Consider the following 23,280-nt stretch of genomic DNA (forward strand, 5'->3'; position numbering starts at 1 on the left):
CTGGCGCCGGTTCGATGACACCGAGACACTGCTGCGGCGCGGCGGCCGCGTCGCCGAGGTTTCGCCGACGCACTACAAGGTGCGCGGCCTGTCCGAAGTCGCCAGGCTGGGCGACCTCGTCGCGGCCGATCCTGACGATCTCGCCGCGGCGCGTGCCAGCGTTGCCGCGCTGCTCGACGAGGTCGCCCAGCCTGGCGACTTCGGACAGGCCGCGCACCTTGTAGTGCGTCGGCGAAACCTCGGCGACGCGGCCGCCGCGCCGCAGCAGTGTCTCGGTGTCATCGAACCGGCGCCAGATACGCTCCAGCGCAGCCAGTCGGTTTTCAGGCGCTGCCTCGGGCTGCCTTTCAAGCGCACGTATAGATGATTGTGAGCCCGACATGCGCTACGACTTGGAGCCGAGCGTCTTGATGGCGTCGTCGGTCGAGGCATCGGTCTGGCGCATCAATGCTGCCGTGTTCTCGAAGGCGCGCTGGACCATGATCAAGCGCGTCATCTCCAGTACCGGATTGACGTTGGATTCCTCGACAAAGCCCTGCGCGACACCGAGATCGGAGCGGTCGGTGACCGGCTCCGGTGCGCGCGAGGGAACGATGCCCGAATTGCCGTAGCGCACGAAATTCGGGCCGGGATCGAAATTGAACAGGCCGATGGCGCCGACGAGCTTGTCGCCCTGGCGCAGCGAGCCGTCGGCGCCCGCCTTGGGTGGGCCGTCGCGCGGGTCGAGCTGGATCGGCGCACCGCCGGCGTCGAGCACCGGATGGCCTTCGAGCGACATCAACTCGCCGTTCTCGTTCATCGAAAAACGTCCGTCGCGCGTCATCACGGTGCCGGCCGGGGTGTCGATGCCGAACCAGGCATCGCCCTGGACGGCGAAGTCGAACGGATTGCCGGTCTGCGTCATCGCGCCATGCGCGCCGGACAAATACGTCTTGCCGGAGGAGGCGAAGGACACCGATTTGGGGCCGCTGCCGGAGACGACATCCTCGAACTTCACGCCGGTGGCGCGAAAGCCGATGGTCGAGGCGTTGGCGACATTGTCGGCGATGGTGTCGAGACGGCGCTCGAGCGCGATCTGCGAGGAAAGGGCGACGTAAAGACTGTCCTGCATGGTGCTCTCAGAATTTCAGTTTCTGCATGGCCATCATCAGATCGGTCGAGATGCCGACGGTGGTCGGTTGGGCAAACAGCACTCCGATCGATGTCTGGGCCGTCGAAGTCGGATGGTTGATTTCCCACAGGCTGGTGAAGCGGGTCAGGAATTTGTCGAGCTTGGCCGGGTCGGTGAAGTCGGTGAGGTCGAGTTTTGCCTCGAAGGCCTGCGCCTGCTTGTCGATATCGGCGGTGGCGAAGGAATCGGGCAGGCCGATCGCGGTGCGTACCACGCTGGCCAGTGCGGTGTCGGCCAGCACGTCGTACCAGTTGGTGATCGTAGGCGCCTTGCGCTCGAAATAGAGCGCCAGCCGCACGCCCTCATTGGTCTTGCCGGCATCTTCTTCCAGCGTCTGGCGCATGTATTTATCGACGACCGGCTGCTGCGACGCGCTGCGGGTGGTTGCGGCTTCCCCGTAAGCCTCGAAATTGAGCGAGGTGGCGAGCCTGGCATAGGCCTTGTTGGAAAGCTTGTTGGCGATGCTGGCGGGATCGCGCACGCCGCCCTCCAGGACGTCGCGGATGAGATCCTTGTTGGTGGTTGCCGGATCGAGCCCGCTGGCCGACAGCGCATAATTGTAGAGGCGGCTGTCGGCCATCAGATCGTCGACCGATTTCACCTTGGTGATGTTGGCGAGGTAGTAGTTGGTCTCGGCCTGGACGGCGTCCGCATTCGGCTTGATGAGGCCAAGACTGGACTCGGTCGTGTAGAGCTTCGGCGTGGTCTTCAGCACCGCGTCGCGCGTGGTCGTCTGATCGCCATACTGGGCAAAATCAAAGGCGCTGACGAAGTTGGCGTAGCTCTTGTCGGTCAACAGGTTGGCGGGACTCAACGGATCGGTGACGCCGCCGTTGACCATCGTGCGGATCTGCCTGGCCGTCTGGGTCGAAGCGTCCAGCCCATAGGCAGCCATGGCGAAGGTCAGCAGGCGCTTGTCCTTCAAGAGGTCCTCGATCGACTTCACGTTGGAGATGTTGGCCGCGTAGTAGTCGGCCTCGCCCTTGATGTATTGCGCGGTCGGCTTGACCAGCACCAGCCCGGTTCCGGCCATGACGGCTTTGGGAACCGCCTGCTGGGCGGCGTCGCGTGCTGTCGCCTGGTCGCCATACTGGGCGAAGTCGAAGGCGGCGACGAAAGCTGCGTAGCCCTTGTTGGTCGACGTGTTCGCGGGGCTGTTCGGGTCGGTGACGCCGCCTTCCAGCATCGCCCGGACGGTCGCAGGCGCCTCCGCGTCGGCATCGAGGCCGAATGCAGCCATTGCATAGGTAAGCAGGCGATCGTCGCCCATCAAATCGTCGATCGATTTAACGTTGGAGATGTTGGAGAGATAGTACGAGGTCTCGCCCTTGTAGTAGCTGAAGCCGTTCTGAGCGACGCCGGCCGAGACCTGAACGCTATAATTGTTGGTCACACCCTGCTGCGCCGGATTGTAGCTCGTGGCATTCTCGCCCAGCGCCGCGAAATTGAAGGCCGAGACGAACTCGGCGTAGCGCTTGTCGGTCAGTTTGTTGGCGAAGCTATCGGGATCGGAGACACCTTCCTTCAGGGCTTTGACCATGAAGGCCTTGGCGTAGGCCATGTCGCCAAGGCCAAAGGCCTTCATGGCATAGGTGAACAGACGGGTGTTCTTGACGAAATCGTCGATCGATTTCACGCTGCCGATGTTGGCCAGATAGTAGTCGGTGTCACGCTTGGTGATCGGGTCCGCCTCGATGCGGTCGATCGCCTTGGGAATATCCCTGGCGATGAGCTGGTAGCTGGTAAAAGTGCTCAACACGACATGCCTCCGGTCGCAGCTTCAGAGCCAGAGTATGCGGACTTGCTTGCGCGAGGCTGAATCGGTTCGCCATGCGTGATTCAAGCCTCACACAAGGCACGGGGGCTATCGGTCAGGTCTGACGTGATGCGGAAGGATCTGGCGTGGGCATTCTGATCGGACTTGTGGTGACGCTCGGCTGTGTTCTCGGCGGCTTCATGGCCATGGGCGGCCATCTGCATGTGCTGATGCAGCCCTGGGAAGCGGTGGTCATCTGCGGCGCCGCGCTCGGCACCTTCCTCGTCGCCAACCCGATGAAGACGGTCAAGGACACCGGCAAGGGCATTCTCGAAGCCTTCAAGCAGGCGGTGCCGAAGGAGCGCGACTATCTGGAGACGCTGGGCGTCCTGCACAGCCTGATGCGCGAACTGCGCTCGAAATCCCGCAGTGAGGTCGAGGCGCATATCGACAATCCGGAGGAGTCAGCGATCTTCCAGGCGTTCCCGACCGTGCTCAAGAATCACGACCTGACGCATTTCATCTGCGACTATTGCCGCATCATCATAATCGGCAATGCGCGCTCGCATGAGATCGAGGCGCTGATGGACGAGGAAATCCAGACCATCAAGTCCGACAAGATGAAGGCCTATCACGCGCTGGTGGCGGTGGGCGACGGTCTGCCGGCGCTCGGCATCGTCGCCGCCGTGCTCGGCGTCGTCAAGGCGATGGGCGCGCTCGACCAGTCGCCGGAAATCCTTGGCGGCCTGATCGGCGCCGCCCTTGTCGGAACCTTTCTCGGCATCTTCCTGTCCTACGCCGTGGTCGGGCCGGTCGCTACCAAGATCAAGACCGTGCGCGAGAAGAAGAACCGCCTCTACATCATCGTCAAGCAGACGCTGCTCGCCTACATGAACGGTGCCTTGCCGCAGGTGGCGATCGAGTTCGGCCGCAAGACCATCTCGTCCTATGAGCGGCCGACGATCGACGCCGTCGAGCAGAGCACGATGAACACAGCCTCCGCCGAGAAGAAAGCGGCCTGAGCCATGCATGACGACAGACAGGACCGCGCGCCGTCATGACAAGTCCTGGCAGCCCCTCGCAAGCCCGCTCGCTGATCATCGAGCGCCTGGTCGGTGACAGCGGTGAGGCCGCTCATGTCATCGGCACCGGGCGCTCGATGGGTGAGCGCGCGGTGCCGCTGTTGCAGAAGAGCCTGGCTGGCGAGCTCGGCGCTCCGGTAACCGTCGACCTGCGCGCAGTCGAGATCAGCCGTGTTCCCGATGCCCGCACGCATGCCGGCGATGCCTTTGCCATGACCATCATAGCATCGCCGACATCCTCGGATGCGATGACCCTGGTGGCCGATGCGCCGGCCATCGCGGTGATGGTCTGCGCGCTGTTTGGCGGTGATCCGGATCAGCCGGTTTCGCCGATCGAGCGCGCTCTGTCGCAGATCGAAACCGATGTGGCGACCACGGTGTTCCAGGAGGTTGCGCAGGCGCTGAACGGGTCCGGGCGGCGTTCGCTCGAACTGCGACTGCCGGTGCCGCGGGCGCTTTCGGGCAGCGAAGCCAAGCGCCGTGTGCTGCGCGATGGCGCGGCGGTGCGCATCGTCTTCGGCATCTCGACGCCGACCGACAGCGGTACGGTCACGGTGATGATCCCGCAGCGCATCCTGCTGGCGACCCGCGGCATCGCCGATGTCCATGACAGCGAAGGCACGACCTCCGACTGGCGGGCACGCTTTTCGGAAGAGGTGATGCGCTCGACGGTGAGACTCGAAGCGACCATGCCGTTGGCACGCCTGACGCTCGGCGATCTCGCCGGCTTCGAGCCGGGCCAGGTCATCGAATTCGAGGAAACGGCGCAGTCGCACGCAAAGCTAAGCGCGCGCGACAAGACGCTGTTTGTGTGCGAGTTCGGCAAACTCGGGCAGAATTACACCGTCCGGATCAGGCATCCTTACGATGCCGGTCAGGATTTTATCGATGGGCTCATGCCGGGCTGACGCCGGGCAAACCCAAGCATTTGGAGACGACGTATGGCCAAGACCAAGGTGGAAGCCAATATCGACCAGCCGGACGAACAGCTCGACCGCGCCATCGAGGAATTGCGCGGCGTCCTCCAGGAGGAGGAAAAGCGCCCCGACGCCGCCTTGCGGGCCGCGATGTCCGGCAGCAATTCGAACATCATCATGAGCATTCCGGTCGATGTGCAGATCATCCTCGGCAGCACGGAAATGCCGGTATCGGACCTGATGGCGCTGCAGAAGGGCTCGACGGTGGCGCTGAACCGGCGCATCGGCGAACCCGTCGATGTGGTGGTCAACGGCCGCAAGATCGCGCGTGGCGAGATCACCGTGCTGGAAAGCGATCCGTCGCGCTTCGGCATCAGGCTGACCGAAATCATCGCTGCCAGCAAGAGCGCATAGAGTATTTGTTTTTACGCAATTCCGGGCGGAAAACCGCACACACTTTTCCTGGAATTGCTTCAAAGGGAATAGACGACATGCGGTCTCAGCAGCGATCGGAGCATACGCCATGACGACGCCGGTGACGCTCACGCGCCCGCAAAAGGCCGCCGCCATCCTGGTGGCGATGGGCAAGCCGTCGGCCAGCCGGCTTTTGAAGTTCTTCAAGCAGGAAGAGCTGAAGGCGCTGATCGAAGGGGCGCGTCTGTTGCGCACCATTCCGCAGAGCGATCTCGAACGCATCGTCGCCGAATTCGAGGCCGAATTCACCGAGGGCGCCGGCCTGCTCGATTCCGCCGACCGGATGGACACCATCCTCAATGAATCGCTGTCGCCCGAAGAGATGAGCGCCATCATGGGCGACAAGCGCTTCGAGGTCGCGCCGGAAGGACCGCCGCCGATCTGGCCGGAGCTGGAAAAGCTCGAACCGACGCGGCTCGGCACATTCCTTGCCACTGAGCATCCGCAGACGGCGGCGATGGTGCTGTCGAAGCTTGCGCCGCAGGCTGCCGCCAACATCCTGCTGACCATGGAAAAGCCGATGCGCAGCGAGATCATCAAGCGCATGGTGACGACGGCGACCATTCCCGACGCGGCCACCAGGATCATCGAGAACCAGCTGCGCGCCAGCGTGCTGGCGCAGACCGCGACCAAGGACATCTCGGCGGGACAGGCGCGCGTTGCCAGTGTGCTCAACGAAATGGACAAGCCGCAGCTGGAAGAGGTCATGCAGGATCTGGAAGAGGCCGGCACGCCGGACCTCGGCGGCGTCCGCTCCAGGCTGTTTGCCTTCGACGATCTGCCGCTGCTGACGCAGAAGGCGAGGGTGCTTCTGTTCGACGGGCTGTCGACCGAACTGATCACGCTGGCGCTGCGCGGCGCGCCGCCCGCATTGACGGAGTCGGTGCTGTCGGCAATCGGCGCCCGGTCGCGGCGCATGATCGAGTCGGAACTCGGACAGGGCTCGGAAGGCATCCAGCTTGCCGACATCATGGCGGCGCGCAAGAACATTGCAGTGGCGACAATCCGGCTTTCGCGCGAGGGGGCTTTCGAACTGCCCTCGTCGCAGCAGAGCGAAGCGGCTTAACGCTCTGTCTCTTTTTTCACGCAATTCCCTAGGGAAAGCGCGCTACGCTTTTCCCGGGAAAACCGCTCACACTTTTCCTGGAATTGCTCAAGGCGGCTGACACCAAATGGCTGAAGCGGCGGAAAAAGACTCCAAAACCGAAGACGCGACGGAAAAGAAGATCCGCGACACCATCCAACAGGGCAAGCTGCCCCATTCGCGGGAAGCCGCACTCCTGGCATCCTTCATCGCCATATTGGTGTTCACCGTCTTCTACGCCAAGGACGCCGTCGTCGATCTCGGCATGTTCCTGTCCATGTTCCTGGAGAAACCAGAGGCGTGGCCGATGGAAACCGAGACCGACGTCATCGCGCTCTACAAGACCGTGATGATGGAGATCGGCTGTGCCGTTGTCAGCCTGCTGGTGCTGCTGGTGGTGGCCGGCATCGGCGCCTCGGTGCTGCAGAACATGCCGCAATTCGTCGGCGAGCGGATCCGGCCGCAGCTATCACGCATCTCGATAGCCAAGGGCTGGACCAGGACGTTCGGTATTCAGGGCTGGGTCGAATTTTTGAAATCGCTGGGCAAGCTCGGCTTCGCCAGTATCGTGCTCTACTTCACGCTATCGCAGGACTACCGCCAGCTCCTGGCCGGCATGATCACCAACCCCGTCGCTTTCGGCCTCGTCATTAAAAGCATCACCGTCGACACATTGGTGGCGATCGTCTTCGTCATGGGACTGATCGCGGCTGTCGACGTGGTCTGGTCGCGCTTCCACTGGAAGCAGGATCTGCGCATGACCAAGCAGGAGGTCAAGGACGAGTTCAAGCAGTCCGAGGGCGACCCGATCATCAAGTCGCGGCTGCGCTCGCTGGCGCGCGACCGGGCGCGCAAGCGGATGATGACGGCGGTACCGCGCGCGACGCTGATCATCGCCAATCCGACGCACTTTTCCATCGCGCTCAGATATGTCCGCGAAGAAGATTCGGCGCCCGTGGTGCTGGCCAAGGGCCAGGACTTGGTGGCGCTCAAGATTCGCGAGATCGCCAAGGAGCACAACATCCCGATCTTCGAGGACGTGGCGCTCGCCCGCTCCATGTACAAGCAAGTTTCGGTTGATAGCGTGATCCCGTCGCAATTCTACCAGGCCGTCGCCGAACTGGTGCGGATCGTCTACTCGAAAAAGGCTGAGCGGAGACAAATTTCATGAACCGCCAACCGCACGCGAAATCCCGCGAACTCATCGTCGCCAAGGCTATCGAGCAGGTGGTGGACGAGTTGCGCCTGATCGATGTCGCCGACTACATCGCCTTCATCCGGCTCGAGCATTTCGCTTGCCTGTCGGATCTCGTGGATTCGGCGGTGGAGCTTTATTTCCTGCCCGGTACGCTGCGCCTCGGCCATGGCGGTGAGGCGCATGTCGACTGGAGCGGCAGCCCGCGCATCGTGCTCGATCTCGAGCTCAGGCCGCCGGGCGTGACCGTCTATTTCCAGCTGACGCTGAGCGAAGAGAGGTCTTCGGTCGCCGTCAACTATGTGTCGTTCGAGAAGCCCGGCGAAGACCCCGAGCACAACACCGCCTTGCTGGAAACGGTGATCGAAGAGGCGCGCATCCGGAGAACCGAGCCGCTGGCATTTTAGCGGTAAAGTCTGATGAATGGTACCCGCAGGGTATGGCAGGTACAGTTCGCGACCGACAGTTCGAGAACCGTGGAGAACTAAATCTGCGCTATAGTCGTCCTAGCCGGTCCGAGACGGTGCCAAGCGTTGCGGGCCTCGATCATCTCGCGGTCTGATCCGGGGTGTAGTAGCGACGATCAAGCCAGAACAACCGCTCAAGTTCGGTTTTGCCTGATCGGGTGCCCGGATCGCGGCCCATGCGGGCACGAACCTCGTCCAGCGACATGACATAACACACCGGTTCGGCGCTACGCGCAAACGCGACAAACATCCACCATCGGGTGACGTGCTTCTCAGGCTGAAGGCCAAGGAACGTGTCCTGTGGTTTTACGGCATGAGCCTTAACCTGAATCGGATGCTGGATGTTCTCGTCTTCCGACACTGCGAACATATCGGCGCCTTTTGCGTTCCGAACCGTAAGCATGACATTCCAGCCGATCCGCGACAGCTGCCACGCTACGTAGTAGACCCCGATGTTCCCCGTGACCTGTTTGTCATTGCTCAACGTTGCTCTCCCAAAAACCGCTTTTGGGCGACATGCATCACTCGATCAGGCCCAGCCGCAGCGCCTTAGCCACCGCCTGGTTGCGGTTGACCGCATTGAGCTTCTGGGTGGACTGGGTGAGATACTGGTTGGCGGTGTGGACCGACAGCTTCAACAGCCTGGCGATCTCCTCGCTGGTGTTGCCGTTGGCGGTCAGCTTCAGGCACTCCAGCTCGCGCTTGGAGATCGAGCGCATCCGGCTGGCATCGCTCGGACGAATGCGGGCGACGGCGGCGAACAGCGAGAAACAGCGGGCGTGGATTTCGTAGAGCATGTCCTCCGGCAGAGCGATCGTCGAGCCGAGGAACACCACCAGCCCGCAATGGCCGCGATCGGCATGGACGGGAAAGGCAATGCCGTTGGTGCCCGGCGCCAGGGGGGCTGTGCGCTCTGCCCAGGCGAGGTTCTGGAACACGGCGTCCGAGCCGGCGATGCCGTCATCGGCCCACCAGCGCGGCGCCGTGGAGGTGCCGCTGTGGCGCACCATCTCTTCGCCATTGGCGCCGGCGATGAACTTGGTCGCGACAGCGGTGGCCGGATAGTCGGAATCGAAGCTCGGCACCAGACGCGCCCGCTCCGGCGAAGGGCTGACGAAATAGAGGCCGAAGGCCGACGCGTTGATGTCGACGGCGATCCAGCGGCAGCGGCGCACCGCGTCGGGGATGGTGACGGCATGATGCGTTTCGGAACCGATGCCGAATGGATTGCGCTGTTCGTTGAAAAGGGCTTCGGCCGCCGCCTTGATGTCAGCGTGTTTCAAATGATGCCGCTCCTGATCGCCGTGGCGATGGCCATCGCGCGGTTCGAGGCCGCGAATTTCTGGATGGCGTGAGTGATGTAGCTGTTGACGGTGTTCGAGGAGACCCCGAGGATCACCGCGACCTCATCGGTGGTTTTGCCTTCCGACACCCAGAACAGGCATTCGCGCTCGCGGTCGGACAGCGGGTCCTGCATGGCGGCGGCGGCGACCAATTGCGGAATGGTGGACAGCGCATAGCAGCACTTCAGCTGCGCCTTCATCAGCGCCGGCTGGTCGATTTTGCCGGCCTCGGCCGCCGAGAACAAGGCGAACAGCCGCTGGCGGCCGACATTGAGCCGCAGCGAATAGACTTCCGCATGGCCAAGCACGTCTAGCAGGCGTGCTTCCTCGCCGGTGAGCAGCCCGCCGGCGTCGGGCGCTTCGGCGGCCACCAACGGCTTCGGGCGGATGCCCGGTGCTACGGTCAGCGGCCCCTGGGCGAGGCCGGCGATCAGCCGCTTGCCGATCAGTTCGATGGCGTCGAAGATCCAGTTGGAAGACACGATGCGGGCGTCGTTGCGGTCCTGGTCGTGGACGATGGCGACGAGCATGTAGCTGTCGGCGCCGATCTCGGCGGCAAGCTGCATGAAAAAGGAGGTGAGATCGCCGCGGGACGCGAGGCGCGAACCTGATGTGTCGGATTGCAGAAGCGCGGCGGAACTGCTCATTGGATGCTTTGGTTGTATGTCATGGCCGGAATCTTTTCTTGAGCCCGGATGCTGGGGTCACCAGCGGCCGAACTTGAACACGCATCACGTTTACGAAGCACGCACACGGCGCAGGGTTGCGCAGATCGCCGAATCCATTCAGGGAACGCGAAGCCGTCCGCGTCTGGTGCCGGTCAGAGGCCGGAACTTGAGACTTTGGGTGGTCGCGGCGCCCCCCAAGGACCGGCTGATTCGGGTCTAATCTACCCGCAGATGAATCCGACATCAAACGCGATTTGACAAAAACGTTTTTTTTGGACTCAGGCGACTCGCAGGCGGACTGCGAGGTCTTTTGCTGCCTCGTGCGACCTGAAACGCCGACACGAAAAAGCCAGAGGTGTTGCGACACTGCCGTATCGAGGGCCGATCGATTCCGATAGGTTCTGGGCGACCGGCAGGAGTGGGCATCCCTTCGGTCGTTAAAGGCGATTTGGCGGCGCTTGCTTCGCTGCCATCAGCATCGGGGGTAATGATGAAGCAGGTTTTCCTGGCGTTCACGGTGGTGCTTGCGGTTTTTGCCGGGGTGGTCGGTCCCGCCAAGGCTGACCGATCGTCACCTATGTGCTCGACAACGGAGGAGCGGACCGCAATGCGGGCACTTGATCTTCTCGGCAACAAGAGGCAAGCGCCTCTGTCCGCATCGCCATGGCGGGTGGGCAATGGCGGCACGACGCGAGCGGTGCACGCCTGCGCCGGTGACAGGGATTGCGGCGCACAGATCCACGCAGACTAATCAGTTCGACGCGCGGCCGCCGGCCGCGTTGAAATCTTGAGGTAACTTTGTTTGGGGGAAACGATGAGCGATTCATTTCGGGAAGTCACATCCGTCTCGTGGTTCGGGCGGATCAAGCGTGCGGTCGGCGGGGTCATCTTCGGCCTCATCCTGATCGTGCTGATGGTGATCGGGCTGTTCTGGAACGAGGGCCGCGCCGTGCAGACGGCGCGCTCGCTGGCTGAAGGGTCGGGCGCGGTGGTTTCGGTCGGCGCCGACAGCGTCGATGCCGGCAATGATGGCAAGCTGGTGCATGTCAGCGGACCGGTAACGGCCGATAGCGGCTTGTCGGATCCGGATTTCGGCATTGCCGCGCAAGGGCTGCGGCTGTCGCGCAGCGTCGAGATGTATCAGTGGAAGGAAGAGTCCAGGTCGGAAACGACGAAGAAGCTCGGCGGCGGCGAAGAGACGGTGACGACGTACAGTTATTCCAAGGTTTGGGACGACAGCCAGATCGACTCGTCGGATTTCAAGAAACCGGACGGCCATCAGAATCCGCCGATGGCGATCCACAGCCGCACTTTCCAGATTCCTGAAGGCAAGCTGATCGCGTTTGATCTCGATACGCCCGTGCTCGATCGCATCGAGGGCGACAAGGACTATTCGCTGTCGACCGATCAGTCGGCGGCGATAAAGGCTGCCTATACCGGGACGAAACCGCTCAGCGTCGTCGATGGCAAGATCTATCTCGGCAATGGCAACACGACGCCCGCTTTGGGCGACTATCGCATCGGCTACGAGCTGGCGCCGCTCGGCGTGGTCAGCATCGTCGCGCGCCAGGCCGGCAGCCGATTCGAGCCATACCAGACGCAAGCGGGCGATGCGTTGCTGATGGTCGATACCGGCGATGTGCCGGCCGAAAAGATGTTCGCCGACGCTGTCAGCGCCAACACGCTGATCACCTGGCTGCTGCGCGGCGCCGGCCTGCTGTTGCTGACCATCGGCTTTGCGCTGTTCCTCAGTCCGATCGGCGTGATCCTCGACGTCATTCCCTTCCTCGGCAGCATGGCGCGGATGGGCACCGGCATCATCGCCTTCGTCCTGGCGATCCTGGTCGGGACGACGACGATCGCGATTGCCTGGTTCTGGTACCGGCCGCTGCTGGCGGTCGCGATTCTGGCGGCAGGCGTGATCGCGGCGGCGGCCGTCTACTATATCGGCCGTTCGCGAAAGCCGGCCGTTCCAGTGGTCGCGCCAAGCACCGGCGCACCGGCCTAGGTCGTGGACCGACAGATCGGAAATGACCGAGATTGGTGGTTTCTGGACTGGCCGCTTTTGCGCCGGAGGCCACTCCCCAATATTCGAGTGCGTTCCATCCCATTAGCAACATTTCAAGGCTTCAAGTCAGTTGAGCAAGGATATCGTCGACGACGCTCGAAACGGTGCTGGCCGTGTCGACAATGATCCCGGCGGGTAGGTATTCGCGGGTACTATGGTAGCGGAGCACCAACGCGCGCTCGTCTGGCTCGAAGCCCGGCTCATTTGGCCGCCCATCCAATCGTCGGTTCAACGTCTGGACATCTATGTCGAGCACGAAAACCTTGTCGAACAGGCCCACGAATTTATGGAAATTGCGGGAGCCACCGCAGAAGAAGGTAACTGGGTGGGTGGTGTCGGCGACGAAGGATCGAACCTTGTCGACAGGCCAAATCCAGTGCGCGTGACTCCAAGCGATGCGGTCCGCGACGCCTTCTGGTGGTCCGGCCAGTGCCTGGCCTGTCTCGGGGTCGCCGACATAGGCCAAGACCCGGTCCCCATGGATGACGTGGTAACCACGCCGTTCTAGCTCGGTAGCGACAGACGTTTTTCCGGTGCCGGAACCGCCTTCGATCAGATAGTTCTTGATGCCCATAGCCGCGTTTACCACAGCTTTTCAATTCGGTGAGAAGGGGCCGTTTGTGGGGACGCTTTACCAACCAGCTTCCGGGACTTTGCGGGTTAGCGGCGAGGGTCCGAAATGAGGTCGTTTGTAGACTGGCGGCTTCTATCTCGCGCCGGATCCTGATTCGGGCTAAGCACGAGCCGTATGGTATGGCCTAACGAACTTCGAATGCCGACACCGCCAACAAGCCGCGAGGCGTGCCGCTTGTCGAACGAGGGGGTGCCTGCAAACCGCCCCATATGTTTCCTACCGATCCTCGAAGCCGGTCAGCACGCCGACGGCGTTGATGCCGATCTCCTCGACGGCGTAACCGCCTTCCATGACGAACAGGGTCGGCAGGCCGAGCTTGGCGACGCGGTGGCCGATCTTCGGATAGTCCGGGCTCTTCAGCTTGAACTGGCTGATCGGGTCCTTCTCGAATGTGTCGACGCCGAGCGAGACGATGACGATATCGGGCGCGTAAGCGGCGAGCTTGGCGCAGGCGTCTTCGAGCGAGGCGTTCCAGGCGTCCCAGTTGGTGCCGAACGGCATGGGATAGTTGATGTTGAAACCTTCGCCGGCGCCCGTGCCGCGCTCATCGGCATGGCCGAGGAAGAAGGGATACTCGACCATCGGATCGCCGTGCAGATTGAGCACCTGCACGTCGGCGCGCTCGTAGAAGATTTCCTGGGTGCCATTGCCATGGTGATAGTCGACGTCGAGGATCGAGACGCGTTTTGCGCCCTGGTCGCGGAACCACTGGGCAGCGACGGCGGCATTGTTGATGAAGCAGTAGCCGCCCATGAAGGCAGCGCCGGCGTGATGGCCGGGCGGACGGCAGAGCGCGAAGGCCGACCGCTCGCCGCCCTTGACCAAAGCGGCTGCTGTCAGCGCCACGTCATAGGACGATTTGATCGCGGTCCATGTGCCTTCGACGAAGGTGGCGCCGGCGTCGAACGAATAATAGCCGAGCAAGGCGTCGACGCGCTTGGGTGGCACGTCGCCGCGCAAGCCGCGCGTCGGCCAGGTGAAGGGCATCGCCGTGCCCTCGAAGCCCGCAGCCTTCCACTCCGGCCAGACGGTGGGCAGGAAGTCGATATAGTCCGACCGGTGGATGCGTTTGGCGGCGGCAAGATCATGCTCGACCGGTGCGATGATCGGCCCAAGCTTCTCGCTCTCGACCCGCGCCTTGATGAATTCGGCCCGCGACGGTTTTTCGAAACCTGGAACGATGGCTGATGTGACCAGTTCCATCTGGCCGGCATGGCCGGCGTGGAGCGGCGAATAGACAGTCTTCATGAAATTCCTCTCGAAGTGTGAAATCAGTCAAGGTCGAGGTAGGGGGTCACCAGAGCGAGCCACATTCTTTCCACATCGTCCTCGATGAGGTCGTATGTCTTGCGGTCTCGTTTCAGCCCCACAAGCCGGCAGGCGTGCCCGACATCCATCATCAGCACGCCGAGCCGGCTGGCGATCTTGTCTTCAAGGGCCGGGTTCACATGCTGCAGCCACGCGGCGTAGAGCGCGATGATCTGCTCGTCATATTCGTCCTGGATCGGCCTGAGGTCGGCATTGCCGGAGATGGCCTCGATCACCGGCATCAGGTTGGCGTTTTCGAGATATATCCTGGAGGTATCGATGAAGAGCTTGCGCACTTCCTGGCGAAACTCGTCGCGGTTGGTGGGCGGCGCGACCTTGATGCGCCTGGCGATTACCTCGGGAAAGGATGACAGCCAGCGCCGGGCGAGGTCGAGAAGAATGGCCTCCTTGTTGGGAAAGTACTGGTAGAGCGACCCGACCGACAGGCCCGCGCGCCGCGCAATGGCGAGCGTCGTGGGGGTCTTGGTCCCTTGCTCCCGCGTCAAGATCAAAGCCGCGTCGAGAATCCGGTCGACCACCTTGCTCGACCGCTCTTGTCGCGGCTGCTTGCGCGGTTCGAGCGCCATCCTGGTTTCGCGGCTGAGATTGCGCTTCACGTCCCGATGCCCTCGTTCCCCCGTCCCAAGCGCCGGATGCTGTCCAAAATACATTCGAAATTCGGCACGTTGACAAACGCGAATAATTAGTCGCATTCTTTTATCCACGCTGTTTTCAGAGATCACAAGGGGAATTTCAAACAGCGCACTGGCATCAGGTTTCGTCCGATAGCGCCGCTCCAGCGGAGTGGCAGCTTTTCGGACAAGAGGGTTGTCGGTCTCAGTCAGTCGTCAAAAGCGCGGAGTCGCGATGTCTGTCACGGGTGCGGGTGCTGATCTGATCGTCATCAATGGTCGCGTGCAGACCATGGACGAGGACAATCCCGCCGCCGAGGCCATTGCGATCAAGGACGGCGCCATCGTCGCCATTGGCAGCCGCGCCGCCATCGAAGAGCTCAAGGGACCAGCCACAAAGACCATCGACGCCAAGGGCGGCTCGGTGATCCCGGGCTTCATCGAAGCCCACATGCATCTGTTCTCGGGCGGGGCCGAACTCGCACATCTTCAGCTTGGCGGCATCCACGGCTTCGAGGCACTGCAGAAGGCGATCCGCGATTATGCGTCGACACGGCCCGAGGCGAAGATGCTGGTCGGGCAGGGCGTCGACTACACCGTGCTCGGCGAAGAGCGGGTGACGCGCCACCATCTCGACGCCATCCTGCCGGATCGCCCTTTCTGCATGGCGGCGCCCGACCACCACACGATGTGGGCCAATACCAAAGCATTGGAGATGGCCGGCATTCTGGAGGGGCGCACGCTCGGTCCGGGCAACGAGATCGTCATGGGCGAGGATGGCCTGGCCGCCGGCGAATTGCGCGAGGGCGAGGCCTTCGGTCCGGTGCTCGACCTTGCCGGCGAAAGCCGGGTGCGGCTGGGGCTGTCGACCGGTGGTGAGCCCGACCCGATGCCGTCGGCCGCCGAGCGGGCCGCCGACCGCGACATCATGCGGCGCGGGCTTGCCTGGTGCGCGCGCCGCGGCATCACCTCGATCCAGAACATGGATGGCAATCTCTACCAGCTCGAACTGCTTTCCGAGATCGAGGCCGAGGAAGGCTTGCCCTGCCGCGTCAAGATCCCGTTCCACTACAAGAATTTCATGACGCTCGACATGCTGGAGAAGGCTTCTGTCATGGCCGAGCGCTACGACAGCGAGTGGCTGTCATCGGGCATGGTCAAGGTGTTTTACGATGGCGTGCTCGATTCCTGGACGGCGGTTATGGTCGAGCCCTATGCCGACCGTCCCGACTGGGTCGGCGAGCCGTTGTTCACGCCGCAGCAATTCATCGATCTCGCCACCGCCATCGACAAACGCGGGCTGCAGATCGCCGTGCACTCGATCGGTGATGGCGCCGTGCGCGCTGTCCTCAACGGCTATGAGGCGGCGCAGAAGGCCAATGGCAGGCGCGACAGCCGACACAGGGTCGAGCACATCGAGGTCACCACCGCCGCCGATGTGCCGCGTTTCGCCGAACTCGGCGTCATCGCGTCGATGCAGCCGCCGCATCCGCCCGGGGCCATGGATTTTCCGCTGGAGCCGACCGTGTCGCGCATCGGACGGGACCGCTGGCCGCTGAGCTATGCCTGGCGCACCTTGAAGGAAGCCGGCGCCCATGTCGTGTTCGCCTCGGACTGGCCGGTGGCGGCGATCGACCCGATCCTGAGCATTCAGGCGGCATTGCTGCGCAAACCATGGGCAAAAGGCGATCCGGACCCGAGTTTTTCGCTGCAGGAGGCGCTCGCCGCCTACACGGTCGAAGGCGCCTATGCCGAATTCGCCGAGCATCGCAAAGGCGTGCTGAAACCGGGCTATTTGGCGGATCTAGTGGTTTTGTCGGCTGATATCGAGAAGACGGCGCCGACCGAATTGCACAAGGTGCGGCCGGTGACGACGGTCTGCGGCGGCGAGGTCACCTACCAGGCCTGACAATGGCATGCGGCTTGCAAAGCTTGCGGCTTGCAAGACGAATCGACTGACTGAACTGTGATTCAATGCCGGACTTGCCAACCTACCGGCCGTGTGGTCACATCGAACAGGGGAAAAACTCCGCCAACAAGAGCGGGGTCAACAGTGAGGCGTATCGTGCCGGAAAAACCGGATCGGAATGCAATTGAAGTCGTAAACGTCAGTAAAATTTTCGGATCAGGGGAGGGGCAGGTCGCTGCCCTCGACGCGGTCTCGGTATCTATCCGCGAGAACGAGTTCTTCACGCTGCTGGGCCCATCAGGTTGCGGCAAGACCACGCTGCTGCGGCTGATTGCCGGCTTCGACTTTCCGACCGCCGGCGAAATCCTGCTTTACGGCCAGGACATTGCGCCGCTGCCGCCGTTCAAGCGGCCGGTCAACACCGTCTTCCAGTCCTACGCGCTGTTCCCGCACATGACCGTCGCCGACAATATCGGCTTTGGCCTGGAAATGCTGGGCAAGCCGAAGGCCGAGATCAAGGCGCGCGTCGCCGAGATGCTCAAGCTGGTCAAGATGGAGGCGCTGGCGGGTCGCCGCACCAGCCAGATTTCCGGCGGCCAGCAACAACGCGTGGCGCTCGCCCGGGCGCTGGCGCCACAGCCCAAGGTGCTGTTGCTCGACGAGCCGCTGTCGGCGCTCGACTACAAGCTGCGCAAGGAGATGCAGATCGAGTTGAAGCGGCTGCAGCACGAGACCGGCATCACCTTCATCTTCGTCACCCATGACCAGGAAGAAGCGCTGACCATGTCGGACCGCATCGCGGTGATGTCGTCGGGCAAGATCCTGCAGGTCGGCTCGCCGCGCGATATCTACGACCGGCCGGCCGAGCGCTTCGTCGCCGACTTCATCGGCGAATCGAACTTCCTCAAGGCGGATGTGGTGGGCGTGTCCAGCGGCCGGGCGACGGTGAAGCTGTCGTCGGGAACGGAAATCCCGGCCTCGCTGCCGGACGGTTTCAGCCCCAGCGGCAAGGTCACCATCGTCGTGCGTCCCGAACATGCGCAGCTGGGCGCGGCGAGCCCGAGCGCTTCGCTGTCAGGTACCGTCGAGAACATCGTCTATCTCGGCACCGACACGCACTTCCATCTGCGCCTTGCCGGTGGCGAACCGTTCATCGTGCGGCGCCAGAACAGCCGCGGCGCCGGCGACGGCATCGTGCAAGGCGGCCAGATCGGCATTATGATCGGCAGCGACGCCGCGCAAGTGCTGAAGGACTGATCATGGCGACCGCGGAAGAAGTCGCCAAGGCAGCGGAGCGGCGTGACGTGCGCGACCGCTGGCTGCTGTCAGCGCCGGCATTGCTCGTGATTTTCCTCGCCGCGACCGGCCCGTTGCTGATCGTGCTGATCTACTCGTTCCTGACGCCCGGCCCCTATGGCGACGTGAAGTGGCAGTTTTCGCCCGATGCCTGGCTGTCGGTGTTCATGGAACGCGACATCTTCGACGATACGCTTTCGCTTGCGGCGGCGCATGTCACCATTTTCTGGCGCTCGATCAAGCTCGCGGTGGTGACGACCATTGCCACTTTGGCGCTCGGGTTTCCCACCGCCTATTTCATGGCGACGCGCAGCGAGAAGACCAGGGATCTCTGGCTGTTCCTGATCACCATTCCGTTCTGGACCAACCTTCTGATCCGCACCTTTGCCGTGCTGCAGATCATCCGCAACGAAGGCATCATCAACACCATCCTCATCAAGCTCGGCATCGTCTCGGCGCCGGTGCAGATACTCTACACCGACACCGCGATCCTGATCGGCATGGCCTATGTCTACCTGCCGCTGATGGTGCTGCCGATCTATGCCAGCATGGAGAAGCTCGATTTCCGGCTGGTCGAGGCGGGCTACGATCTCTACGCGACACGCTTCAAGGTGCTGCGCAAGATCATCTTTCCGCTGGTCAAACCCGGCGTCATCGCCGGCTCCATCCTGGTCTTCATCCCGGCCCTCGGCGCCTATGTGACGCCCAGCGTGCTTGGCGGCGGCAAGAACATGATGCTGTCCAACCTGATCGAATTGCAGTTCGGGCAGGGCCGCAACTGGCCGCTCGGCTCGGCGCTGTCGATCACGGTGATGATCATCGTCATGGTGGCGCTGCTTGCCTATGTGCGCAACGCCGGCAAGTCGGGGGTGCGGCATGGTTAGCAACTTTTCGATCAAGCACCAGCCGGGCTTCACGGCGATCGCCGCGACCTGTTTCGTCGTGCTCTATCTGCCGATCATCGTGCTGGTCGCCTACGCCTTCAATGCCGCGAACTCGACGTCCGAATGGGGCGGCTTGTCGATGCGCTGGTTCCAGTCGGCGTGGCAGAACGTGCAAGTCATCGACGCGACGCTGCGCTCGTTCCAGATCGGCGCCGTCGCGGCGGTGCTGTCGACGATCTTTGCCACCATGGCCGCGCTCGCCACCACGCGCACGGCGCCCTATCCGGGCCTCACCTTCAAATATGCGGCGATCAACCAGCCGCTGATGGTGCCCGAGATCGTCACCGGCGTGGCGCTGCTGATCTTCTTCTCGCGCATAAAAATCTTCACCGGCTATTCCGGCCTCGGCTATCTGATCGCCGCGCATACGGCGTTCTGCATTCCGTTCGCCTACCTGCCGATCCGGGCGCGGCTGGAGAACATGGACCTGACGCTGGAGCGCGCCGCAGCCGATCTCTACGCGACGCCATGGAAGACCTTCCGCCGCATCACGCTGCCGCTTTTGTGGCCCGGCATCCTGGCCGGATTGATGCTGGCGTTCGTCATCTCGCTCGATGACGTCGTCATCACCGAGTTCGTCAAATCGGGCGGCCAGGACACGCTGCCGACCTACATGCTCGGCCAGATCCGCCGCGGCATCACGCCTGAGATCAACGCGATATCGACCGCCTTCCTGCTGCTTTCGGTCGCGATCGTCACGTTGTTTTTCTTCGTCAGCAGGAAACGAGACTGAACCGACAATAATGGGAGTTAAAACCATGAACTGGAAGACAATGACAGCCGCCATGGGGTTGGCGCTGCTCGCAACGACGGGCCTGGCCCGCGCCGATGGCGAGCTGAACATCTACAATTGGGGCAACTACACCAGCCCCGACGTGATCAAGAAGTTCGAAGCCAAATACAACGTCAAGGTCACCATCACCGACTACGATTCCAACGACACGGCTCTCGCCAAAGTGCGCCAGGGCGGCACCGGCTTCGACATTGCCGTGCCGTCGCAGACCTACGTGCCGATCTGGATCAAGGAAGGACTCGTGCAGGAGACCGATCCGGGCAAAATGGAGAACTTCAAGAATGTGGCGCCCGAATGGGCCAATCCCGACTTCGATCCCGGCCGCAAATATTCGGTGCCGTGGGCGCTGGGCACTGTCGGCGTCGTCGTCAACACCGATGCCTACAAGGGACCGGCCGACAGCTGGGGCATCATCTTCAACACGCCGGACGAGTTGAAGGGCAAGACCAATGTCGTTCCCGAGATGAATGACGTTATCTTCGCGGCGATCAAATATGTCGGCGGCCAGCAATGCACCGATGACAAGGCGGTGCTGAAGAAGGTGCGCGATACGCTTGTCGCGGCCAAGCCGAACTGGATCGCGATGGAATACAACACCATCGAGAAGATGGGCGCCGGCGACTTCAAGGCAACCAGCGACTGGAACGGCTCGGCGCTGCGCCAGCGGCTGGCCAATCCGGCCATCCACTACAATTATCCGAAGGAAGGCTACGGCCTGTGGAGCGACAACGTTGTCGTTCTGAAGGAAGCCAAGAACGTCGAGAACGCCAAGCTGTTCCAGAACTTCATCATGGATCCGGAAAACGCGGCCGGCCTCTCGGCCTTCCATCGTTATGCCAACGCCATCACCGGCTCGGACAAGTACATGCCGGCCGATATGAAGGATGCGCCGGAAGTCGTCATTCCGGAGGCTGCGAAGGCAAAGGGCGAATTCCAGAAGATGTGCGCGCCTGAGACCCAGGACATCTACACCAAGATCTGGACCGAACTGCAGAAGTAACCGCTTCTTGAGAGACCCGGCGGTTCTTCCCGCCGGGTCTTTCTTTTCCGGAATGACTTTCATGGACTCCTATCGCAACAGCGATCCGCGCCCAGCGATCATGCAGGGCTCGCCGCCGCAAATGGTGCTGCCGAAGCTCGATTGGGATCGGCCGCCCTGGAACCGTTGGGCCTTCCAGCACATTCGCGAATTCCTGCCGACCATCGAGGTCTGGCGCGGCAATGGCCATCGCCATCGTCTCGAACGCGCCGAGACCGACCTCGACGCGCTGCCGGTGGAGGACAGCGAGGGTCGCCCGACAACGCTTGCCGGCCTGCTCGACGAGACCTATGCGGACGGCTTCCTGGTGCTGAAGAACGGCAAGATTGCCTATGAGCGCTACTTCAACGGCATGGACGAGCGCACGCTGCACCTGTCGCAGTCGATGGCGAAGTCGGTAACCGGTACGGTATTCGGCATACTGGTCGGGCGCGGCCTGATCGATCCTGCCAAACCGGTGACCGCCTATCTGCCGGAACTCGGCGAGACCGGCTGGGCCGGCGCCAGTGTGCAGCATGTGCTCGATATGACCACAGGCGTGCGCTTTTCCGAGGAATATACCGACCGTTATTCCGACATCGGCCAGGTCGATGTCGCCACCGGCTGGAAGCCGGTGCCGCCGGGCAGCGATCCGAACTTCCAATGGCCGTCGCATCTGTTCGAACTGATCCTGCGGCTGAAGGACAAGGTGCGGCCGCACGGCGCCGCGTTCGAGTACCGCTCGATCGAAACCGATGTGCTCGCCTTCATCATGGAACGGGTGACCGGCAAGCGGTTGGCGCAGCTGGTCTCGGAGGAACTCTGGCAAAAGCTTGGCGCCGACGAGAGCGCCTGCTTCACCGTCGACAGCGCCGGCTATGCGGTGGCCGATGGCGGTTTCAACGCGACGCTGCGCGACTACGCCCGCTTCGGCCAGCTGATCCTCGACAATGGCCGCGGCATCGTGCCGGCCGACTGGATCGAGGCGACGCGCAATGGCAGACATGGGCCGGACTTCAATCCGAGCCTGCCGGAAGGCAGCTACCGCAACCAGTTCTGGATCGAGAATCCGCGCTCGCGCGCGCTGATGTGCCGGGGCGTGTTCGGGCAAATGATCCATATCGACTGGGACACCAGCATGGTCGTGGTCAAGCTCTCGACCTATCCGGATTTCAGCAATGTCGCCTATTCGGTGGCGACGCTGAAGGCCGTGCACGCCATCGCCAAGGCGCTTGGCTGATCCCAAGCACGCCATCCCTTTGAGGAAACGTTCATGACCGGCAAGACCGCGTTCGAGATCCGCTACGGCTTTGCCCGCAACGAGGTGCTGCTTTCCAACTGGCGGGAAAATCCTTTCAACCGCTGGTCGTTCCAGAATCTCGGCGAACTGGTGCCGACCGCTCCCGTGGCGGCGACGCCTGGAAGCGTCGAGGCGCCGGTGCGGGACATGAGCGGCCTGTTTGGCGAAAAGGTCTCCGTCGCCGGCGCGGCGGAGACGGTGGCTGAATTCCTGGCGCGCTCGAGCAGCGATGCGCTCACGGTGATGAAGGGCGGCAAGATCATCGGCGATTGGTTCGCGCCGCAGATGGAGTTCGGCGCTCGCCACATCATCTTCTCGATCAGCAAGTCGGTCACCGCCATCATCGCCGGCATACTGCAAGCCGAGGGCGTGTTCGAGCCGGAAGCGCCTGTGACGCAGTACATCCCAGAGGCCACCGGCTCGGCCTATGCCGATGCGAGCTGCCGGCATGTGCTCGACATGAGCGTCAGCCTCGATTTCGAAGAGGCCTATCTCGATCCCGACAGCGCCTTTGCTCGCTACCGCCGCGCGACGCTGTGGAACCCGGGCGGCGGCACGGAAAGCCTGCGCGAATTCATCCTGACGCTGCAGCGGCTTGCTGAGCCGCATGGCGAGACCTTCCGCTACCGCTCGCCCAATTCCGATCTGCTCGGCATCCTGCTGGAGCGCGCTTCGGGACAGCGCTTCCCGGACCTGATGCGCGAGAAATTGTGGCTGCCGCTCGGCGCCGTCGGCGAGGCCTCGATTGGCGTCGACATGGAAGGCACGGCACGCACCGCCGGCGGCATTTCGGTGACGCCGCGCGATCTCGCGCGCATCGGTGAGATGATGCGGCAGGGCGGAACGGCCAATGGCCGCCGCATCGTGCCGGAGGCCTGGGTGCGCGATACGGTCGTTACCGGCGGCAGTGCGGAAGCCTGGCAGCGCGGCACCATGGTGCATCTGTTCCCGAAGGGCCGCTATCGCAACAAATGGTATCAGACGGGACACGAAAACGGCGCCTTCTGTGGCATCGGTATCCATGGCCAATGGCTCTACGTCAATCCGAAGACGGAAGTGGTGATTGCAAAGATGGGGTCGCAGCCGGTGCCGGAGGACCATGCGCTCGAACGCGAGATCGTTGCCTTCTTCGAGGCACTGAGCCGTATGGTCTGATCCGACGAAAGCACGACGCTTTCCTGTGGACCTCTTTGGTGGTTGAGAGCGGCGTGGTTGGCGTGG

23 protein-coding genes and 1 pseudogene are annotated in these 23,280 nt (G+C 62.6%); 16 read left to right on the forward strand and 8 right to left on the reverse strand.

The window, feature by feature from the left end:
• Positions 1-367, forward strand: a pseudogene (locus AC04SG_RS29415) (hypothetical protein); the annotation flags it as partial.
• Positions 368-385: 18 nt separating this feature from the next.
• Here the strand turns inward: AC04SG_RS29415 and flgF are convergent.
• Complete coding sequence (gene flgF / locus AC04SG_RS29420) at positions 386-1,111, reverse strand: flagellar basal-body rod protein FlgF (RefSeq protein ID WP_112559340.1); 726 nt, start codon at positions 1,109-1,111, stop codon at positions 386-388.
• A gap of 7 nt (positions 1,112-1,118) precedes the next feature.
• Complete coding sequence (locus AC04SG_RS29425) at positions 1,119-2,930, reverse strand: DUF1217 domain-containing protein (protein WP_488553900.1); 1,812 nt, start codon at positions 2,928-2,930, stop codon at positions 1,119-1,121.
• Positions 2,931-3,073: 143 nt separating this feature from the next.
• Here AC04SG_RS29425 and motA point away from each other — a divergent pair, with 143 nt between their 5' ends.
• The 6 genes from motA (at position 3,074) to AC04SG_RS29455 (ending at position 8,086) form a co-directional block, all read left to right on the forward strand.
• Positions 3,074-3,949, forward strand: coding sequence for a flagellar motor stator protein MotA (gene motA / locus AC04SG_RS29430; protein ID WP_112559342.1), 876 nt, complete (start codon positions 3,074-3,076; stop codon positions 3,947-3,949).
• Between the two features lie 35 nt (positions 3,950-3,984).
• Complete coding sequence (locus AC04SG_RS29435; RefSeq protein ID WP_488553901.1) at positions 3,985-4,917, forward strand: FliM/FliN family flagellar motor switch protein; 933 nt, start codon at positions 3,985-3,987, stop codon at positions 4,915-4,917.
• 33 nt (positions 4,918-4,950) lie between these two features.
• On the forward strand, positions 4,951-5,340 hold the full coding sequence (gene fliN / locus AC04SG_RS29440) for a flagellar motor switch protein FliN (protein ID WP_192254410.1): 390 nt from the start codon (positions 4,951-4,953) through the stop codon (positions 5,338-5,340).
• Positions 5,341-5,449: 109 nt separating this feature from the next.
• Entirely contained in the window at positions 5,450-6,466 is a 1,017-nt protein-coding gene (locus tag AC04SG_RS29445; RefSeq protein ID WP_488553902.1) for a flagellar motor switch protein FliG, read from the forward strand.
• Between the two features lie 106 nt (positions 6,467-6,572).
• Positions 6,573-7,655, forward strand: a complete 1,083-nt coding sequence (gene flhB, locus AC04SG_RS29450; protein WP_488553903.1) for a flagellar biosynthesis protein FlhB — start codon at positions 6,573-6,575, stop codon at positions 7,653-7,655.
• Positions 7,652-8,086, forward strand: coding sequence for a hypothetical protein (locus tag AC04SG_RS29455; RefSeq protein WP_488553904.1), 435 nt, complete (start codon positions 7,652-7,654; stop codon positions 8,084-8,086). Before flhB ends, AC04SG_RS29455 begins: the two co-directional genes overlap by 4 nt.
• Positions 8,087-8,225: 139 nt before the next feature.
• On the opposite strand, the gene AC04SG_RS29460 is transcribed toward AC04SG_RS29455, so the two are convergent.
• Genes AC04SG_RS29460 through AC04SG_RS29470 form a run of 3 tightly spaced genes read right to left on the reverse strand, consistent with a single transcriptional unit; the run spans position 8,226 to position 10,136 of the window.
• Positions 8,226-8,630: a hypothetical protein gene (locus tag AC04SG_RS29460; RefSeq protein ID WP_488553905.1), complete on the reverse strand. Its 405-nt coding sequence runs from the start codon at positions 8,628-8,630 to the stop codon at positions 8,226-8,228.
• Positions 8,631-8,667: 37 nt separating this feature from the next.
• On the reverse strand, positions 8,668-9,429 hold the full coding sequence (locus tag AC04SG_RS29465; RefSeq protein WP_488553906.1) for a helix-turn-helix transcriptional regulator: 762 nt from the start codon (positions 9,427-9,429) through the stop codon (positions 8,668-8,670).
• Positions 9,426-10,136, reverse strand: a complete 711-nt coding sequence (locus tag AC04SG_RS29470) for a helix-turn-helix transcriptional regulator (RefSeq protein ID WP_488553907.1) — start codon at positions 10,134-10,136, stop codon at positions 9,426-9,428. The genes AC04SG_RS29465 and AC04SG_RS29470 overlap by 4 nt, the downstream gene beginning before the upstream one ends.
• 511 nt (positions 10,137-10,647) lie before the next feature.
• Between AC04SG_RS29470 and AC04SG_RS29475 the strand changes: the two genes are divergently transcribed.
• Together AC04SG_RS29475 and AC04SG_RS29480 are read left to right on the forward strand one after the other, a co-directional pair.
• A complete protein-coding gene (locus AC04SG_RS29475) occupies positions 10,648-10,908 on the forward strand; it encodes a hypothetical protein (RefSeq protein WP_488553908.1) in 261 nt (86 codons plus the stop codon).
• Between the two features lie 63 nt (positions 10,909-10,971).
• Positions 10,972-12,165, forward strand: coding sequence for a TMEM43 family protein (locus AC04SG_RS29480; RefSeq protein ID WP_488553909.1), 1,194 nt, complete (start codon positions 10,972-10,974; stop codon positions 12,163-12,165).
• Between the two features lie 121 nt (positions 12,166-12,286).
• On the opposite strand, the gene AC04SG_RS29485 is transcribed toward AC04SG_RS29480, so the two are convergent.
• The 3 genes from AC04SG_RS29485 to AC04SG_RS29495 all read right to left on the reverse strand — a co-directional run bounded on the left by AC04SG_RS29485 (position 12,287) and on the right by AC04SG_RS29495 (position 14,784).
• Complete coding sequence (locus AC04SG_RS29485) at positions 12,287-12,799, reverse strand: DEAD/DEAH box helicase family protein (protein ID WP_488553910.1); 513 nt, start codon at positions 12,797-12,799, stop codon at positions 12,287-12,289.
• Positions 12,800-13,075: 276 nt separating this feature from the next.
• Complete coding sequence (locus AC04SG_RS29490) at positions 13,076-14,107, reverse strand: histone deacetylase family protein (protein WP_488553911.1); 1,032 nt, start codon at positions 14,105-14,107, stop codon at positions 13,076-13,078.
• Positions 14,108-14,130: 23 nt separating this feature from the next.
• Positions 14,131-14,784, reverse strand: coding sequence for a TetR/AcrR family transcriptional regulator (locus tag AC04SG_RS29495; protein WP_192254608.1), 654 nt, complete (start codon positions 14,782-14,784; stop codon positions 14,131-14,133).
• Between the two features lie 250 nt (positions 14,785-15,034).
• Between AC04SG_RS29495 and AC04SG_RS29500 the strand changes: the two genes are divergently transcribed.
• From AC04SG_RS29500 to AC04SG_RS29530, 7 genes are all read left to right on the forward strand, one after another.
• On the forward strand, positions 15,035-16,708 hold the full coding sequence (locus AC04SG_RS29500; protein ID WP_488553912.1) for an amidohydrolase: 1,674 nt from the start codon (positions 15,035-15,037) through the stop codon (positions 16,706-16,708).
• Between the two features lie 156 nt (positions 16,709-16,864).
• The gene (locus AC04SG_RS29505; RefSeq protein WP_488553929.1) at positions 16,865-17,965 is read left to right on the forward strand and encodes an ABC transporter ATP-binding protein; all 1,101 of its coding nucleotides are present in this window, start codon (positions 16,865-16,867) and stop codon (positions 17,963-17,965) included.
• Between the two features lie 2 nt (positions 17,966-17,967).
• The gene (locus AC04SG_RS29510) at positions 17,968-18,888 is read left to right on the forward strand and encodes an ABC transporter permease (RefSeq protein WP_112559356.1); all 921 of its coding nucleotides are present in this window, start codon (positions 17,968-17,970) and stop codon (positions 18,886-18,888) included.
• Positions 18,881-19,681 carry an ABC transporter permease gene (locus AC04SG_RS29515; protein ID WP_488553913.1) on the forward strand — a complete coding sequence of 267 codons (801 nt, stop codon included), beginning with the start codon at positions 18,881-18,883 and terminating at the stop codon, positions 19,679-19,681. Before AC04SG_RS29510 ends, AC04SG_RS29515 begins: the two co-directional genes overlap by 8 nt.
• Before the next feature lie 25 nt (positions 19,682-19,706).
• Entirely contained in the window at positions 19,707-20,741 is a 1,035-nt protein-coding gene (locus AC04SG_RS29520; protein WP_488553914.1) for an ABC transporter substrate-binding protein, read from the forward strand.
• A gap of 61 nt (positions 20,742-20,802) precedes the next feature.
• The gene (locus AC04SG_RS29525) at positions 20,803-21,999 is read left to right on the forward strand and encodes a serine hydrolase domain-containing protein (protein ID WP_488553915.1); all 1,197 of its coding nucleotides are present in this window, start codon (positions 20,803-20,805) and stop codon (positions 21,997-21,999) included.
• A gap of 33 nt (positions 22,000-22,032) precedes the next feature.
• On the forward strand, positions 22,033-23,214 hold the full coding sequence (locus AC04SG_RS29530) for a serine hydrolase domain-containing protein (protein ID WP_488553916.1): 1,182 nt from the start codon (positions 22,033-22,035) through the stop codon (positions 23,212-23,214).
• The last annotated feature ends 66 nt before the right edge of the window (positions 23,215-23,280 follow it).

Source organism: Mesorhizobium sp. CNPSo 4684 (assembly GCF_057784315.1).

Bases quoted from the DNA above. Each gene is read 5' to 3' on its own strand.
- AC04SG_RS29490 (WP_488553911.1), bottom strand. From the start codon at position 14,107: ATGAAGACTGTCTATTCGCCGCTCCACGCCGGCCATGCCGGCCAGATG.
- AC04SG_RS29435 (WP_488553901.1), top strand. From the start codon at position 3,985: ATGACAAGTCCTGGCAGCCCCTCGCAAGCCCGCTCGCTGATCATCGAG.
- AC04SG_RS29485 (WP_488553910.1), bottom strand. From the start codon at position 12,799: ATGGGCATCAAGAACTATCTGATCGAAGGCGGTTCCGGCACCGGAAAA.
- AC04SG_RS29470 (WP_488553907.1), bottom strand. From the start codon at position 10,136: ATGAGCAGTTCCGCCGCGCTTCTGCAATCCGACACATCAGGTTCGCGC.
- AC04SG_RS29520 (WP_488553914.1), top strand. From the start codon at position 19,707: ATGAACTGGAAGACAATGACAGCCGCCATGGGGTTGGCGCTGCTCGCA.
- flgF (WP_112559340.1), bottom strand. From the start codon at position 1,111: ATGCAGGACAGTCTTTACGTCGCCCTTTCCTCGCAGATCGCGCTCGAG.
- fliN (WP_192254410.1), top strand. From the start codon at position 4,951: ATGGCCAAGACCAAGGTGGAAGCCAATATCGACCAGCCGGACGAACAG.
- AC04SG_RS29510 (WP_112559356.1), top strand. From the start codon at position 17,968: ATGGCGACCGCGGAAGAAGTCGCCAAGGCAGCGGAGCGGCGTGACGTG.
- AC04SG_RS29515 (WP_488553913.1), top strand. From the start codon at position 18,881: ATGGTTAGCAACTTTTCGATCAAGCACCAGCCGGGCTTCACGGCGATC.
- flhB (WP_488553903.1), top strand. From the start codon at position 6,573: ATGGCTGAAGCGGCGGAAAAAGACTCCAAAACCGAAGACGCGACGGAA.
- AC04SG_RS29455 (WP_488553904.1), top strand. From the start codon at position 7,652: ATGAACCGCCAACCGCACGCGAAATCCCGCGAACTCATCGTCGCCAAG.
- AC04SG_RS29530 (WP_488553916.1), top strand. From the start codon at position 22,033: ATGACCGGCAAGACCGCGTTCGAGATCCGCTACGGCTTTGCCCGCAAC.
- AC04SG_RS29500 (WP_488553912.1), top strand. From the start codon at position 15,035: ATGTCTGTCACGGGTGCGGGTGCTGATCTGATCGTCATCAATGGTCGC.
- AC04SG_RS29525 (WP_488553915.1), top strand. From the start codon at position 20,803: ATGGACTCCTATCGCAACAGCGATCCGCGCCCAGCGATCATGCAGGGC.
- AC04SG_RS29480 (WP_488553909.1), top strand. From the start codon at position 10,972: ATGAGCGATTCATTTCGGGAAGTCACATCCGTCTCGTGGTTCGGGCGG.
- AC04SG_RS29445 (WP_488553902.1), top strand. From the start codon at position 5,450: ATGACGACGCCGGTGACGCTCACGCGCCCGCAAAAGGCCGCCGCCATC.
- AC04SG_RS29475 (WP_488553908.1), top strand. From the start codon at position 10,648: ATGAAGCAGGTTTTCCTGGCGTTCACGGTGGTGCTTGCGGTTTTTGCC.